We start from the raw sequence: 15,379 nt of genomic DNA, 5'->3' as shown, positions 1-15,379 counted from the left end.
CTTCACGTTTTTTAGCCCTGATAGTAATGGAAAGCCTGTAGCAGAAAAATGTAGTTTTTCTTGCTGGAAAAAAGCGACCAAAAGAAGCTCTTTTTACAGCTTAGAAAACCATATTTTTTAGCGAGGACTTGTAGTGTATAGCAGGAAATAGCTTCTAATTCAGTACTAATTAATCGTTATGAACGTGGGCTATAGTAAACATTCCGTTAAGGTTTGCTGTGATTAAAGGCAAATTTGCACCGCCCATAATCATGGCACCCATACCGCCCATGTTATTATCCGAAAGTTTGATTTTGTTTGTTCCGTCAATAATTTTAGACACATCGGCCACAACATGAATTTCTGGAGCAATAGTTGTTCGCACCATCGCTTTTGTAGGCAAATCAAGTGTTACCTCCGTATAGTTGTAATTTGTTCCCGTTTGCCCTGTATGAACCATAAACGAGGTACTGTTAGCGACTGTTGGGGACGTAAATTTTCCTTCGAAAGCAAGGAATTTATATCCCGCAGACCAGCTCCACAACATATCGGCAGCTTGAGCAGTAGCCAGGAAATTTCCCTGACCCGCTGCGCCCAATTCCCATTGCGCTTTGTCAACTCCAATTCCAAATTTTATTTCGGTATAATTTGCCGCAGGAACATTGGTTAATTCCAATAAGTGACTGGCTTTCGTGGCTTCATCAACTATAAAATAGCTTTCACTTTTGGGATAGGTAAAAGTAGTTCCATCCTCTTTGGTCAAGACGATGTTACTAATAATGTATTTGACGGTATTGATTTTTAATACTTCCCCGTTGGAAGTCGTATTGGCTTGCGTACTCAAAATCAAGTCATTTGACCCAAAAGAATTATCGAATTCAACTCCTAAGTTTCCTGTTCCTGAGACCACCTCATCATTATTAGTACAGCCTGCAAATACAGCGCTTAATGCAATAATTACTATTGCTTTATTCCGTAAATTTTTCATTTATATGATTGTATATTTCTTGTTTTTTGTTTTTGAAATAATTGTGCGCACAAGATAGTTTCAAATGACATATGTCAAATGAAAAAGTACACGCAAAGGTGTTTCAACTAAAATTTAGGAAATAAAAATGGGCGGATGAAAAATGGAATATAAATTCAGATGGGAATATAAATTACTATATTTTGAATGTATTGTTGTTTCGGTATTACCATTATAAACTAATAGGGAAAGGTGGTTTTTGATGTCCAAGATTAAATCAATGGTATCAAATGTTGTATTTTTTTTGTTAGAAGGTGTTTGTTTTTCTTCTTGAGCTTTGGCCAATTCTTTCATCAAATGGCACCTTCCATTACAATGCATCACCGGTTTTGCCTTATTAACACACAATACTTTTGAAATATATTCATAATTAACGGCATATTCTAAAACCGGAAATAGTGGCTTTAGAAACAGAAACAATACTATTATAAATGCTGTTTTTTTCACGGGGCAAAGGTAGATTATAATTCTTTAAAGTAAATCTAAATAGAAATTTTTTCAATCCTATTTAGGATTAACTAAAACTAATTCTGGAATTTGAATTTCTAGCAATGCTGTTTTATAGGAATTAAGTTGATTTAGAATCTCTTTTCAGAGCTTTCGAAAAAAGGTGTTGCTGAAAATAAATCTTCATAATAAGCAATTTCTTCCATAAAATTATTTTTGAATGAATGCCAATTCACTTACGGAAAATTCGGTTTTAAAAATTTTAAAATTTTTATTTTATGATTTTTAAAACCGAATTCCAAATAAGAAGTAATACGTTCTGAGCGAAAATCATAAAATTTTGAGTGATTTCTTGGTAAGAAAAACAAAATTTTATTATCTTTTTTTTATAACTAAGGATCTAAAATAAATTTTCGTTAAAGAATTAAACCTTTGACGTTTATCTCTGTCTTATAGTTCTAACTTAAAAACAATACAAATGAAAAAATTAATTATTGCTGCATTATTAGTTGTTGGAATGACAAGTTTTGCTCAAGACAAAAAAGAAAGACCAGCAAGAGCTGAGATGGAAAAATTAACTCCAGAACAACGTAATGAATTGATGTTAAAAAAAATGACATTAGATCTTGATTTGAATGCAAAGCAGCAAGAGCAAATGAAACAGGTTATTGCTGAACAAACTGCCAAAAGAGAAGTCATGAGAGCGGAAAGAAAAGCAAATCAGGAAAAAAACAATGGCGATAATTTTGACATGAGAACCAAAAGGATGGATGAGCAAATTGCGATGAAAAACAAAATGAAAAGCATCTTATCAGTAGAACAATTTGAAAAATGGAATACAGAAAAAGAAAAACAACAAGAAAAAAGAGGTGATCGAAGAGGTGGCGATCGAAAATAAGAATAAAAAAAACTTCCGGTTAAAGCCGGAAGTTTTTTTATAACTAAAAAGTTTTAGACACTTTATCTATAGAACGAATGGTAAAATCTAAATCATCGTACGTTAATGCATCGGTAATAAACCATGTTTCGTAGGCAGATGGAGCGATATAAATTCCTTCTTCTAATAATCCATGAAAGAATTTTTTGAAAGTTTCATTATCGCCTTTGGCAGCAGTTTGAAAATCTACAACTGGGGCAGCATCAAAATGTACTGAAATCATAGATCCAATTCTATTGATTGTAAAAGCAACATTATTAGCTTTCAAAACTTTGTCAATTCCTGCACCCAAATACGCTGTTTTTTCTTCTAATCTTTGAAAAATAGCACGATCACTATCTAACGATTGTAACATCGCTAATCCAGCAGCCATTGCTAATGGATTTCCAGATAATGTTCCTGCCTGATAAACAGGTCCTAATGGTGCTAAATAATTCATAATTTCTTCACGGGCGGCAAAAGCACCAACAGGTAAACCTCCTCCTATTACTTTCCCAAAACAAACTATATCAGCAGTTATATTGAATAATTCCTGAACACCGCCTCTGGCAAGTCTAAAACCTGTCATGACCTCATCAAAAATCAATAGAATTCCGTTATCCGTACACAATTGGCGCAATCCTTCCAAAAAACCTTTGTTTGGAGGAATACAACCCATATTCCCTGCAACTGGCTCTACGATTATTGCAGCAATTTCATTTATGTTCGCTTCAATTAAAGCCTTTACATTCTCTAAATCATTGTATCGGGCCAACAAGGTATCTTTGGCAGTTCCTGCAGTAACTCCCGGACTATTTGGCGAACCAAAAGTAATGGCTCCACTTCCGGCCTGAATCAAGAATGAATCAGAATGACCGTGATAACAACCTGCAAATTTAATTATTTTATCTCTTTTGGTAAATCCACGAGCCAGTCTTACTGCGCTCATACAAGCTTCAGTTCCTGAATTTACAAATCTGATTTTGTCTATATTCGGAACCATGGAAACAGCTAAAGCGGCAATTTGAGTTTCTAATTCTGTTGGCATTCCAAAAGAAGTTCCCAATTTAGCTTTCTCAATCACGGCTTGTACAACCGGTTCAAAAGCATGCCCTAAAATCATAGGCCCCCATGAATTGATATAATCGATTAAACGGTTTCCATCTTCATCATACAAATAAGCACCTTTGGCACTTTTGACAAAAATTGGAGTTCCTCCTACTGCTTTAAAAGCTCTTACTGGTGAATTCACACCTCCTGGAATTACTTTTTCTGCTTCAGCAAAAAGCTGACTGCTTCTTTTATATAACATGTAATGAATTATGAATTTTTGGTTATTTTTAAATTATTTTATAAACAGTCTTTGTCCAATTGAAAGAGAATTGTCAGAAAGATTATTTTTTTGTTTTAATTCGTCAATTCTTAATTCGAATTTTTTAGAAATAGAATACAACGTATCTCCTTTTAGAACCTGATAGGATTCTGAACCTTTTGAGTTTTTATTTTCAATTGATAATTCTGCAACTAATTGTTTTTCATTCGACACATAGTTTACGTCTAAAACTTCACGGTCATATTGTTGCAAATTGTATCGTTCAATATAAGCTATCAATTTATCCGGATATTTTGGATCTGTAGCGTAGCCGGCAGTTCTAAGCCCTCTTGCCCAAGCCTTGTAATCTCCTTTTGCTAATGCAAATAATTTAGAATATCTACTTCTTCCAGTTAGAAATATAGCGTGGTCTTTAAATGATTCTGATGGATTATTATATTTCCTGAAGCATTCCTGATCAGAATCATCATCATGACGCACACTTTCTCCAGTCCAGCCTTCATGACATTTTATGCCAAAATGATTATTGGCACTTAAAGCCAAATCACCTACTCCGGCACCTGATTCTAAAATTCCCTGAGCTAAAATAATACTTGCAGGAATACCAAAACTCTTCATATTTCCCATTGCAATTTCTTTAAATTGAGAAATATAAGCTTTCACAACAGCATTCGTAACTACCGTTTTTGAAGTAGAAACAATTACTTCCGTTTCACTGGTTGTCTGTTCTTTTTTTACGGGTTTTGTAATAGCTGATTTTGGGACATTCGATTTTTTAACAGTGGTAACCATTTCTGATTTTGGCTTTAGAGCAACTTTTTTCGTAGTTACAATAACTGGCTTTGTAGCTTTACAACCTACCAAAGTTATTATTGTGAGAATCAGTAGAATTTTTTTAAACATTGACATTGATTGTTGGTAATTGTTTGTTTCTTAATTTTATATTCATTCCTTGAATTCCCTGAATTCCACCGGTATGAATTAGCAAAATTTTTGAGTGGGCCGGAAAATAGTTCTTATGTATCAAATCCATAACGCCAAAAACCATTTTTCCTGTATAAATAGGATCCAAAGGAATTTGATTGTCTTTATAAAACTGATTAATGAACCCGATTAATTCATTATTTACTTTTCCGTAACCTCCAAAATGGTAATCCGTAATTAATTCCCAATTCTCATTTTGTGCAAAATTACGGATTTCGGTTTTTAAAAAATCCCCTTTTAAAGCTGGAAACCCTAAAACTTTCTGATGCGGTAAAACACTATTTATAATTCCTGAAATTGTGCCTCCTGTTCCTACTGGGCAGCAAATATAATCAAATTTAGCATCTCTATGTGTTAAAATTTCCTTACAGCCTTTGACGGCCAGCACATTAGTTCCGCCTTCGGGAATAATATAAAAACTCCCGAATTTTTGTTTTAAATTTTCTAAAAATGAAATCTCGTTTTTTAAGCGATACTCTTCTCTTGAAATAAATTCCAATTGCATTCCACAATTTTGAGCAAACAATAAGGTTGGATTTCCTGAAATTTTACTTCCCAGTTCATCCCCTCGAATAACTCCAATAGTTTTAAATCCTTTTTCTTTCCCTGCAAAAGCAACCGCTGCAATGTGATTCGAAAAAGCACCTCCAAAAGTAAGCAGTGTTTTCTGGTTTTCTTCTTTCGCCTGAAGCAAATTATATTTAAGCTTTCTAAACTTATTTCCTGAAACAAAAGGATGAATCAAATCTTCCCTTTTGATATGCACTGAAATGTAGTTTGGAAATAATATCGTTAACTGTTGATTCAAGCTATGTTTTTTTTTACAAAGGTAAAATTTATATATAACAAAAATGCAACCTTTACAGATTGCATTTTTGTTTTCATTTTAAATAAAATTTAGTTTTTAATTATTATTTTTTTACCAACTTCAATATTGTCTTTGGTAGATAACTTAACAATATAAATTCCATCTCCAAGACCGGACGTAGAAAATTTATAAGATGAATTTACTCCCAAATCTTTTTTATTGAAAATTAATTTTCCGGCGACATCATATAAACCGCAGGTAGTAAGATCTACTAACAATGGATTATTGATTGTTAGATTTTTAGTAGTATTGTTTTGGTAAACCACAAAACTCTCACTCGTCAAATCTTCAACTCCTAAAGAAACATTACTTTTAAAGGTGATTTCAAATTGTGAATTATTGACACCTGCTGGAAGAGTCAATTCATGGAAATCATTTTTAATATCAAAATATTTATCGGCCACTTTATCATGTAAGTAAACAGTTTTAGCTCCTGTAAAATTCAAAATTTCTTTTACTGTAATTTTATAATTAGCTTTGTCCACATTATTAAAACCAATAGGGATTTTTTTATTGACATTAAAATTTACAGCATTTATTACATATTCGTTATCCTCTAATACAAAGTAAGCATCTGCAGGAGGCCTATCGCTTGTGGATAGTGCATCTAAAGCACGATCAATACCATCCGTTGCTTCAGGAATAAATGCCAAAACCATTTGACGAACTCCTTCATTATTCATCAATATATTTAATCTTATTTGCGGCGTTGGGAGAATACTCACTTTGGTATAATCAAAACCAGAAACGGATTGAATATCGGACAAATAAGAATCTGACTTTTTAGTTTTATCTTGATTTTTATTAAATTGAGAATAATTTGACGCATTCTCCTTAACAAATACTCGATAACTATTTTTCATTTCCACAGTAGCATTTGCAGTTCCATTAATCAAAAAACCTTGCCCAACTGGACTAAAACGTCTTTCATAAATCCCTCCACTACCTGTATTCGTTAACTGATTACCTGAACCATCATAAGAATAAAAAGTTGCAGGAACATAAACTCCATTACTTCCTAAAGAACCAGGTGAAAAAGTTCCATATCCCCCTTTATAATCCGCTATATAATGAGAGTTTATTGTTTTATCTTGCTCCCAGAAATAAGCAATTCCCGAACAATTTGTTGCCGCTATTAAAAAGGCAGACAAATCTATTGCTGATGGATAAGGATTTCCAGTTAATGTATATTGCCCAATTAACACTGGAATAGCAATTGTTCCATCATTTGGTTTTCCTCTAAAATCATATCTTTGTTGACTTGTCGGATTGTTTTGAACCCCATTTACAGTAGTTAAATTAGTCCCTGAAGTTCCTTTCATCGTAAAACCTTCTCCTGCATTTATGCTAGAAGCAGAACCTACTTGAATCCAACGCGAATAATTGGATGTTACTATCATTTTATAAATCCAATATGGGGCAATTGCAAATGGACTAGCTTTACCATCGTAATTATTCATTGCTAAAATGGTTGGATTATTGCTACTAGTCAAATTTACAATGTCTTTAAGTTGGGTAATCCCAAAAGGAGAATTCCCTGTGACAGCAGTATTTCCTCCAACAGGAGAACACCAATAATTGAATTGAAAATTGTTCGTACTTCCTTCTTGAAAAATAGATAATTCACCGACTCCTTTATTTGTTCCAATCGAATTAGAGCCTTGCAACAATTGGGCATCTTTTCTCAAATAGAAATTGCTACTAGCTGCACTTAATTCCAAGTCTTGTTTTATAAAAACAACTTCATTACTTACAAATATGTAACTGTTAGGACTAATATACATCTGGGCATTGGCATTGCTCTGAAATAAAATTTCAGAAACAATCAACAGTATTATTTTAAGTAATTTTGAGTACACAAGCTTATTAGTTAAGTTAATTTATAAGAATTTGTATGTTTTTAATAATAATAATCTCATTAGAAACTATAAGGTGTTAGAGAATAAAGCTCTTAAGGATAATAAAAAAATCACACCTGTAAGCTAGCTATTTACGATAGTTTTTGACACACAATATTATCTCACACTCATTATGGTTACGATTCTATTTTTCAGAATTATTACATCTGAATCAATTTTCCATCTAATGTCAATATTTTGCCCCGAAGAAACTGTAGCAATTGCCTGTAAAGAAATTGACCCCGTATTCAGACTACTTGCGCAAGTTCTGCTCGAGTTAGAAACTAAAACTCCATTTTGATAAACACTAAACGTTGCTAATGCTTTGCTAGGGGTTGCTATGGTAGTCGTACCAGGTTTAAATATAGTACCATTCACGCTTGAAAACTGAAAACCTGAAACATCACCTGAGTTCGTACCGATGTCTCCGGTAAAATACGAATTCCCCGTGTTGCTAATGGCACCATTGGTCGTAAATATAACAAAAGTAGATAATGTTCCTAAGTCAAGATAAGAACAGTTTAAAGGAATATATGCGGTTCCAGGCCCAAAACTAATGGCACCCGTTGTTGAAAACAATCGCCCTTCAAGCGTTCCATTAGCCCCCATAAAAACGGCTCCATTATTAGCTATAACAGTTCCTTTCATTATTGTTGAAGCAGCCATAGATGCTGCGCCTTCTACAATCCAAAATACGTTACATGCTGATGCGCCGTTAGTCAATGCAACTACTGTTCCACCTCCGGTTGTAAATGCGCCTCCAATTTTAAAAATAAACACTGCATTTGGATTTCCTCCTGCATCCAAAGTTAAAACTCCTGCTATTGATCCAGCAGCACCTATTGAATATACACCAGCTAATAGAGTCTCGCCACTACCAAGGGAGGGCAAATGAATACTAGTAGTGGGAACCGCAACCAACCGCTCGTATGCTGCTTTTAAATCTAATCTACCTTGATCCGTATTTATAGATCTAGAAGAATAGCTAGAATTAATACTATATTGACCATTAAACATAACCAGATATGTTCCTGCCGAAGGAGTCAATGTCATTCCTGAAATTAAAACATCCGTATTTGAACTAGTTACTACATCCTCAGTTGCATTAACCGAATTAAAGTTATCTGAATTGGCTAGTACAAAAGCCGTAGTTGCTAATTGTGTCGTATTAGTACCAACTGCAGCAGTTGGAGCTAATGCCGCCCCCGTAAAGGTAGGCGAATCTGAAAAAACGATCTTTTTAGTCCCTGTTTCATCAATCAATGAATTCTGTGATTGTGCTGATGTAATACTTCCAGTTTGCGTTCCATAAACTGTTCCTGTTGTAGGTAACGTTACATTTGTTACTCCTGTAGTTGTAATTGTAGTTGCAAATTCACCCGGCAAGGCAAGTGTCGACGAATTATTATTAGCTATTCCTGTTCCCCCATTTATTGGTAAAACTAAACCTGTAATAAAATCTTTCCAACCCAAATTATAAAAATTGAAAATTGAAGTCGTAGTGTTATAAATAAGAAGTCCTGTTGCGGGTGAGCTAATGGCATCTCTTTGTGTTGTTGTCAAACGCGGCAAAAGAAATCCTTTATCGGTAGAATGAATATCTAATACTGATGAAACTTCAGGGGCAACAGTACCTATACCTACTTGTGCGACAGACACTTCCGAAATTATCAGGAATAAAAAACATAAAAACAAGATATTATTTTTCATTTATTTATTTTATATATTCTATTGATCTAAATCATTAATACATTGGAAACAATGTGTGTGTGTTTTGTACTTTAATAAGTACGTTAGAAATTTAAAATGTGATACTATTGAATAAGTTGATATAAAAAAAAACAAAAAGACAGCATGCATAAATACATGATAATAAAAATTATCTTACACTAATCAGTGTCAATATTCTACTTCCTAGCTTTAAAGTTCCTGCATCAATGTTCCATCTTACATCAACATCTTGCCCTATAATAAGAGATGCTATAGCATGCAATGATACATCTACAGTATTTACAGAACTTATTCTCGTTCTACTGGAGTTTGCAATTAAAACTCCATTTTGATAAATACTAAAAGTTGCCATAGCGCTAACAACTCCAGGAGTAAAGGTAGTACCATACACAGCAGCAGTTTCAAAACCTGAGATAGCACCTAAGTTAGTACCTATATCTCCGGTAACTGATGAAATTCCTGTATTACCAACACCTCCAGAAGATGTAAACATAGCAAAAGAAGACAAGGCTCCCCAGTTGACATAAGGACTATCTGCTGTTTTAGTTATAGTCGAACTATCAATAGCTACAGCTCCACTACCAGTAAACATTCTACCATCAAGTGTACAACCGGCACCTAAAGAAGGGGCCCCTTGTTTACTGAATAACGTTCCTTTCATAACAGTTGAAGCTCCTAGCCCCATAGCACCATCAGCTAACCAAAAGATATTAGCAGCAGATGCTCCACCAGTTAAGATTACAGTACTACTTGCTGTGGTGCTAAAGGCTCCAGTAAATTTCATAATAAAAAGAGCGTTAGGATTTCCCCCACCATTTAAAGTCAGGGTTCCTCCTGCGGTACCCGCTCCATCTATACTATATACTCCTGGTCCCAGAATCTCTCCATTTCCAAACGCTGCTCCATGGGTACTTGTAACCGGAATAGTATTCAATTGGTTATAGGCCGCTTGTAAATCGATGGCCGCTTGCGCAGTTTTATTTCTACCTATGATTGTATATTGCCCATTAAAGGAAACAGCATAAGTTCCTGTGAGGGGACTTATTGACATTCCTGGTACAACAACATCCGTAAGTGAAGTAGTTGTTATCTCCCCAGCGGCAGTAACAGATTTATAATTACTTGTAGTATTTGCCAATACAAAAGCCGTTGTTGCTAGTTGTGTCGTATTCGTACCGACTGCTGCGGTAGGAGCTTGCGTTATACCTGTAAAAATTGGAGATTCAGAAAACACTAACTTTCCATTCCCTGTTTCATCGCTCGCTGAATTTTGTATTTGTGCTGAAGTTATACTTCCTGTTTGCGTTCCATACAAAGTTCCTGTCATAGGCAATGTAACGTCTGTTAATCCAGTAGTTGTAAGTGTAGTTGCAAATCCTCCCGGTAATGTAAGAGTAGATGTGTTACTATTGGCTATTCCAGTTCCTCCATTTATTGGTAAAACTAAACCTGTATTAAAATCTTTCCAACCCAAATTATAAAAATTGAAAATTGAAGTCGTAGTGTTATAAATAAGAAGTCCTGTTGCAGGTGAACTTATTGCATCTCTTTGTGCTGTTGTCAATCGTGGCAAAAGAAATCCTTTACTAGTAGATTGAATATCTAGTATCGATGAAACTTCAGGATTAGTTGTACCTATTCCTACTTGTGCATTTGATGGTTTCGAAAATAATAAGAATAAAAAGAATAAGAACGCAATACTGTTTTTCATATATTTTTAATTACTCGATTGATATCTATATTTAATTAATTGAAAAACAATACGTTTTAAATCTAAAAAATTTATTAAAAATCCAATGATTTGCAAATGTGATGTAAATTAATGACTAAACAACTGTTAAAAAAAATAAAGCGTCTTATCGACATATCGTTACTATCTTTTTATATTTTAGAGCAATTATTTTAACTCATAATTCCCCGTAAACACAAGCTTTTATGAGCAAAATTTTATTACAATCTAAATAACATTTATTAAAAAAAATATGATGTTTTTTTCTTACAAATTAAAAATGAATAGCAATGTTTTTTTATTCTAGTTTTGTTTTATAATTTAAAAATTGAGGGAAATAAGAATGTTTTACTTGATTAAACGCAATTGAACGATAAAAAAAGTGTTTAATAAACGATAATTTATTGAAGTAGAGATTATTAAAAATATTATGAATAAAATATTTTTGATTGACAAAAACAGACTAAAAAAATCAATATTATTTTTTATCTAAAAACTTTAAAAAAAGGTCTGTTTTTCAAATACTTTAAATCTTTTTCATTAGCGTAAGCTTCTCTTTCAAAACTAATATTTCTATAGGCTAAATCAGCTTTCTTATATTGAATCAAACGAAAAAGATATTCTATAAAATACCAAATAAAAAAAGGAATTACCAGAAGTTCTAATTGTTGGCGCAAGTGTATTTTTTCATGATTAATAAAAACCTTGTTTTCTATATCAATGCGGTATTTTACAAATACAAAAGGAAATACCGCCAATCCACGATAACCTTTTGGAATTAAATATTTAGCAACAATTAGAAACATTCACTATAAAATTTATAAATTTGTAATGACAAATTGCCACTATTAAATGAAAAACTCAATCGATTGAGTTCTTTTGTCAATTAAAGCAATCGAAAGACTTATACTATAGAATAATCAAAAGTATGATTGAGCAAAGTAATGAAAATAAATTAATAGAAGGGGAAGATTTCTATTACACACCGGAAGGCTACAAATGTTTCACTGAAAAATACCATTTAAAACGTGGCTATTGTTGCAAAAGTGGTTGTCGTCATTGCCCGTATGGTTATGATAAAAAAACAGGTGCAAATAAAAAGTAATCAATATCGATTACAGATATCATAAACCAAGAGAGCGCAGTTTTCAAAAACATCAACAAAAAATAAATGGATATTTGTTTACAGAAATACAGAATCAAAATTCATAAATCCTACCACACGTCGGATATTCGTTATCCTTAGTTCTTTCATTTTTTCACAAGAAGCCAATCTTCTTTACTGAATAAAAAAATAAATTAACGAATATCATTAGAAATGACTTTCCAAGAACAAATTCAACAGGGAATCCCTTCGGTTTTACCAAAAATAAAACCATACGAAACGGATATCAATCACGCTCCAAAGCGTAAAGTAATCCTTTCGACAGAAGAAAAAAAACTGGCATTCCGCAATGCTCTTCGTTATTTTGAACCGCAGCATCATGCTGAATTAATCAAAGAATTTTCGGAAGAAATGGAAAAATACGGTCGCATATACATGTACCGCTTTCGCCCCGATTATAAAATCTATGCGCGACCTATAGCTGAATATCCCGGAAAATGTGAACAGGCAAAAGCGATCATGTTGATGATTCAAAATAATTTGGATTATGCCGTAGCACAACATCCGCATGAGTTGATTACTTATGGCGGAAATGGAGCCGTTTTTCAAAACTGGGCACAGTATCTATTGACCATGCAGTACTTATCGGAAATGACCGATCAACAAACATTGACTATGTATTCCGGCCATCCTATGGGATTGTTCCCTTCACATAAAGAAGCGCCAAGAGTGGTGGTAACAAACGGAATGGTGATTCCTAATTATTCCAAGCCGGATGACTGGGAAAAAATGAATGCATTGGGCGTTTCACAATACGGCCAAATGACGGCTGGAAGCTATATGTACATTGGACCACAAGGAATTGTTCACGGAACAACCATTACCGTTTTGAATGGTTTTCGTAAAATAAAACGCAGTCCAAAGGGCGGCTTATTCGTGACCTCAGGATTAGGAGGAATGAGCGGTGCACAACCAAAAGCGGGAAACATTGCCGGTTGCATTACCGTTTGTGCCGAAGTAAACCCCAAGATCACCCACATTCGCCACAGTCAGGGCTGGATTAATGAAGTGGTTGAAAATATCGATGAATTAGTAAAAAGAGTCGTTTTGGCTCAAGCCAATAAAGAAATCATTTCTATAGGATATCTTGGAAATGTAGTAGATGTTTGGGAAAAATTTGACACTGAAAATATTCATATCGATTTAGGATCTGATCAAACTTCCTTACATAATCCTTGGGCGGGTGGCTATTATCCTGCTGACATTTCTTTTGAGCAAGCGAATGTAATGATGGCTACTAATCCTGATTTATTCAAAATAAAAGTACAAGAAACATTACGCAGGCACACTACTGCTATCAATAAACACACTGCCAAAGGAACCTATTTTTTTGATTACGGAAATGCCTTTTTACTGGAAGCTTCCCGTGCAGGCGCTGATGTAATGGCGAAGAATCATATCGATTTCAGATATCCGAGTTACGTTCAGGATATTATGGGTCCTATGTGTTTTGATTACGGCTTTGGTCCTTTCCGATGGGTTTGTGCCTCGGGAAAACCGGAAGATTTAGCCAAAACAGATTTAATAGCCTGTCAAGTTCTGGAAGCAATGGCAAAAACTGCTCCTGAAGAAATTCAGCAACAAATGCAGGATAATATTCAGTGGATAAAAGGCGCACAAGAAAATAAATTGGTCGTAGGTTCACAAGCCCGAATCCTTTATGCTGATGCCGAGGGACGTGTAAAAATTGCTGAAGCTTTTAATCAGGCTATTGCCAAGGGCGATATAGGAATTATAATTTTAGGCAGGGATCATCATGACGTTTCAGGTACTGATTCTCCGTACAGAGAAACGGCTAATATTTATGACGGCTCCCGTTTTACTGCCGATATGGCGATACAAAACGTCATTGGAGACAGCTTTCGTGGTGCCACTTGGGTCTCCGTTCACAATGGCGGAGGAGTTGGCTGGGGAGAGGTAATTAACGGTGGATTTGGTATGGTTCTTGATGGTTCAAAAGAGGCTTCAAGGCGTTTAGAATCAATGCTTTTCTGGGATGTTAACAATGGAATATCCAGAAGAAGCTGGGCTAGAAATGACGGAGCAATATTTGCCATAAAAAGAGCGATGGAAGCACAACCTTTATTAAAAGTGACCGTCCCTAATATAGTGGCCGACAATTTATTGGATTTTTAAAAATTTGAGCGTATCTTTAGTAAACATATAGTAATCAAATAATCACATCATGAAAGCAATTAAACTCCTTACCGTATTTATACTTTTCGCAATTGCCTCTTGCAGTTCCGTAAGAGTATATTCAGATTATGATAACAATATAGATTTTAGTCAATACAAAACGTATGCTTTTCATAAAAAAGGAATTGATCGAGTTGAAATTTCAGAATTGGATAAGAAAAGAGTACTTAATGCCATAGACAGAGAACTAAGTAAAAAAGGAATGACTAAAAGTGAAAATCCAGATTTGCTGATTAATATACTAACCAAAGAAAGAGAAAAAATTGACGTAAACCAATACAACGCCGGATGGGGTTATGGTTGGGGATGGGGTTGGAATCCTTATTTATGGGGAGGCCGAAGTACTTATGTTTCCTCATCAACCGAAGGAACATTGTATATAGATTTAATTGATGCCAAGAAAAAAGAATTAGTCTGGCAAGGCGAAGGTGTTGGTTATTTGACTGAAAACCGCAGTCAAAAAGAAAAACAAATTAATGAATTTGTTGCTAAAATTTTAGAGCAATTTCCACCTGTTAAAAAGTAATATTTTTTTCAGCTCGTGATATAAATTTAAAGTAGCGAGAACCTTTTAAACTATTATTTGTTATAAATGGCCTATCTTTGTATAGGCTTTTTTTATACCAAATCATGCAACAACTTACGGATATTACCAGTCTCGAAGACATCAAATTACTTGTTGATACCTTTTACTCTTTAGTCAAAAAAGATGAATTTATTGGACCAATATTCAACGAAAAAATAAGCAACAACTGGCCGGAACATTTAGAAAAAATGTATCGTTTCTGGCAAACAATTTTACTCGAAGAACACACCTATTCCGGCAGCCCATTTCCCCCACACAAACAATTACCCATTACCAAAGAACACTTTGATCGCTGGATGGAAATTTTCATTGAAACTACCGATAGTTTATTTTTAGGCCCATTAGCCGAAGAAGCTAAACTTCGTGCTATGAATATGGCTGAGATGTTTAATTATAAAATTGAGTATTTCAGGAATACCAAAAAGAACTAAATCCTTAACTAATTATCAAAGACTGACCAATTATTTTTTTTGAATTACGAGTATCTTTGAAACAAAATAATTTACTAAAAAACCAAAGG

Annotated in this window: 14 protein-coding genes; 5 read left to right on the top strand and 9 right to left on the bottom strand. The window is 34.2% G+C overall.

Translation table 11 applies throughout. The features are described 5' to 3' along the window. Positions 1-169 precede the first annotated feature (169 nt). Both ACM55G_RS11165 and ACM55G_RS11160 read right to left on the bottom strand, forming a co-directional pair. A complete protein-coding gene (locus tag ACM55G_RS11165; RefSeq protein WP_416844013.1) occupies positions 170-967 on the bottom strand; it encodes an MbnP family protein in 798 nt (265 codons plus the stop codon). A 114-nt stretch (positions 968-1,081) separates the two neighbouring features. Further along, the gene (locus tag ACM55G_RS11160) at positions 1,082-1,453 is read right to left on the bottom strand and encodes a hypothetical protein (protein WP_416844012.1); all 372 of its coding nucleotides are present in this window, start codon (positions 1,451-1,453) and stop codon (positions 1,082-1,084) included. Between the two features lie 478 nt (positions 1,454-1,931). On the opposite strand from ACM55G_RS11160, the gene ACM55G_RS11155 reads away from it, so the two are divergent. Continuing rightward, positions 1,932-2,351 carry a hypothetical protein gene (locus tag ACM55G_RS11155; RefSeq protein WP_416844011.1) on the top strand — a complete coding sequence of 140 codons (420 nt, stop codon included), beginning with the start codon at positions 1,932-1,934 and terminating at the stop codon, positions 2,349-2,351. Positions 2,352-2,394: 43 nt separating this feature from the next. Here the strand turns inward: ACM55G_RS11155 and hemL are convergent, their stop codons facing one another. The 7 genes from hemL to ACM55G_RS11120 form a co-directional block, all read right to left on the bottom strand. After that, positions 2,395-3,681, bottom strand: coding sequence for a glutamate-1-semialdehyde 2,1-aminomutase (hemL, locus tag ACM55G_RS11150; RefSeq protein WP_416844010.1), 1,287 nt, complete (start codon positions 3,679-3,681; stop codon positions 2,395-2,397). Positions 3,682-3,714: 33 nt separating this feature from the next. Beyond that, positions 3,715-4,605, bottom strand: coding sequence for a glucosaminidase domain-containing protein (locus tag ACM55G_RS11145; RefSeq protein WP_416844009.1), 891 nt, complete (start codon positions 4,603-4,605; stop codon positions 3,715-3,717). After that, positions 4,598-5,494, bottom strand: a complete 897-nt coding sequence (locus tag ACM55G_RS11140) for a 1-aminocyclopropane-1-carboxylate deaminase/D-cysteine desulfhydrase (protein ID WP_416844008.1) — start codon at positions 5,492-5,494, stop codon at positions 4,598-4,600. The genes ACM55G_RS11145 and ACM55G_RS11140 overlap by 8 nt, the downstream gene beginning before the upstream one ends. Before the next feature lie 89 nt (positions 5,495-5,583). Further along, positions 5,584-7,383 (bottom strand): T9SS type A sorting domain-containing protein, encoded by a 1,800-nt coding sequence (locus ACM55G_RS11135; RefSeq protein WP_416844007.1) that lies wholly within the window; start codon positions 7,381-7,383, stop codon positions 5,584-5,586. Positions 7,384-7,569: 186 nt separating this feature from the next. Next, entirely contained in the window at positions 7,570-9,162 is a 1,593-nt protein-coding gene (locus tag ACM55G_RS11130) for an ice-binding family protein (protein WP_416844006.1), read from the bottom strand. 169 nt (positions 9,163-9,331) lie between these two features. Beyond that, on the bottom strand, positions 9,332-10,894 hold the full coding sequence (locus ACM55G_RS11125) for an ice-binding family protein (protein WP_416844005.1): 1,563 nt from the start codon (positions 10,892-10,894) through the stop codon (positions 9,332-9,334). 503 nt (positions 10,895-11,397) lie between these two features. After that, positions 11,398-11,718, bottom strand: coding sequence for a hypothetical protein (locus tag ACM55G_RS11120; protein ID WP_416844004.1), 321 nt, complete (start codon positions 11,716-11,718; stop codon positions 11,398-11,400). A gap of 122 nt (positions 11,719-11,840) precedes the next feature. Between ACM55G_RS11120 and ACM55G_RS11115 the strand changes: the two genes are divergently transcribed. The 4 genes from ACM55G_RS11115 to ACM55G_RS11100 all read left to right on the top strand — a co-directional run bounded on the left by ACM55G_RS11115 (position 11,841) and on the right by ACM55G_RS11100 (position 15,290). Beyond that, on the top strand, positions 11,841-12,017 hold the full coding sequence (locus ACM55G_RS11115; protein ID WP_416844003.1) for a DUF5522 domain-containing protein: 177 nt from the start codon (positions 11,841-11,843) through the stop codon (positions 12,015-12,017). A 213-nt stretch (positions 12,018-12,230) separates the two neighbouring features. Next, positions 12,231-14,213, top strand: coding sequence for a urocanate hydratase (locus tag ACM55G_RS11110; RefSeq protein ID WP_416844002.1), 1,983 nt, complete (start codon positions 12,231-12,233; stop codon positions 14,211-14,213). Between the two features lie 49 nt (positions 14,214-14,262). Continuing rightward, positions 14,263-14,799: a DUF4136 domain-containing protein gene (locus ACM55G_RS11105; protein WP_416844001.1), complete on the top strand. Its 537-nt coding sequence runs from the start codon at positions 14,263-14,265 to the stop codon at positions 14,797-14,799. Positions 14,800-14,903: 104 nt separating this feature from the next. Next, positions 14,904-15,290: a group III truncated hemoglobin gene (locus tag ACM55G_RS11100; RefSeq protein ID WP_416844000.1), complete on the top strand. Its 387-nt coding sequence runs from the start codon at positions 14,904-14,906 to the stop codon at positions 15,288-15,290. Positions 15,291-15,379: the final 89 nt, after the last annotated feature.

It is taken from the genome of Flavobacterium algoriphilum (assembly GCF_048158655.1).
Lineage (GTDB): Bacteria > Bacteroidota > Bacteroidia > Flavobacteriales > Flavobacteriaceae > Flavobacterium > Flavobacterium algoriphilum.
Note: the sequence above shows the minus strand (reverse complement) of the source record. Positions and strands in the feature narration are given on the sequence as shown.

Coding starts and splice junctions, on each gene's coding strand:
- ACM55G_RS11155 (WP_416844011.1), top strand. CDS start 1,932: ATGAAAAAATTAATTATTGCTGCATTATTAGTTGTTGGAATGACAAGT.
- ACM55G_RS11130 (WP_416844006.1), bottom strand. CDS start 9,162: ATGAAAAATAATATCTTGTTTTTATGTTTTTTATTCCTGATAATTTCG.
- ACM55G_RS11165 (WP_416844013.1), bottom strand. CDS start 967: ATGAAAAATTTACGGAATAAAGCAATAGTAATTATTGCATTAAGCGCT.
- ACM55G_RS11125 (WP_416844005.1), bottom strand. CDS start 10,894: ATGAAAAACAGTATTGCGTTCTTATTCTTTTTATTCTTATTATTTTCG.
- ACM55G_RS11115 (WP_416844003.1), top strand. CDS start 11,841: ATGATTGAGCAAAGTAATGAAAATAAATTAATAGAAGGGGAAGATTTC.
- hemL (WP_416844010.1), bottom strand. CDS start 3,681: ATGTTATATAAAAGAAGCAGTCAGCTTTTTGCTGAAGCAGAAAAAGTA.
- ACM55G_RS11110 (WP_416844002.1), top strand. CDS start 12,231: ATGACTTTCCAAGAACAAATTCAACAGGGAATCCCTTCGGTTTTACCA.
- ACM55G_RS11120 (WP_416844004.1), bottom strand. CDS start 11,718: ATGTTTCTAATTGTTGCTAAATATTTAATTCCAAAAGGTTATCGTGGA.
- ACM55G_RS11105 (WP_416844001.1), top strand. CDS start 14,263: ATGAAAGCAATTAAACTCCTTACCGTATTTATACTTTTCGCAATTGCC.
- ACM55G_RS11100 (WP_416844000.1), top strand. CDS start 14,904: ATGCAACAACTTACGGATATTACCAGTCTCGAAGACATCAAATTACTT.
- ACM55G_RS11145 (WP_416844009.1), bottom strand. CDS start 4,605: ATGTTTAAAAAAATTCTACTGATTCTCACAATAATAACTTTGGTAGGT.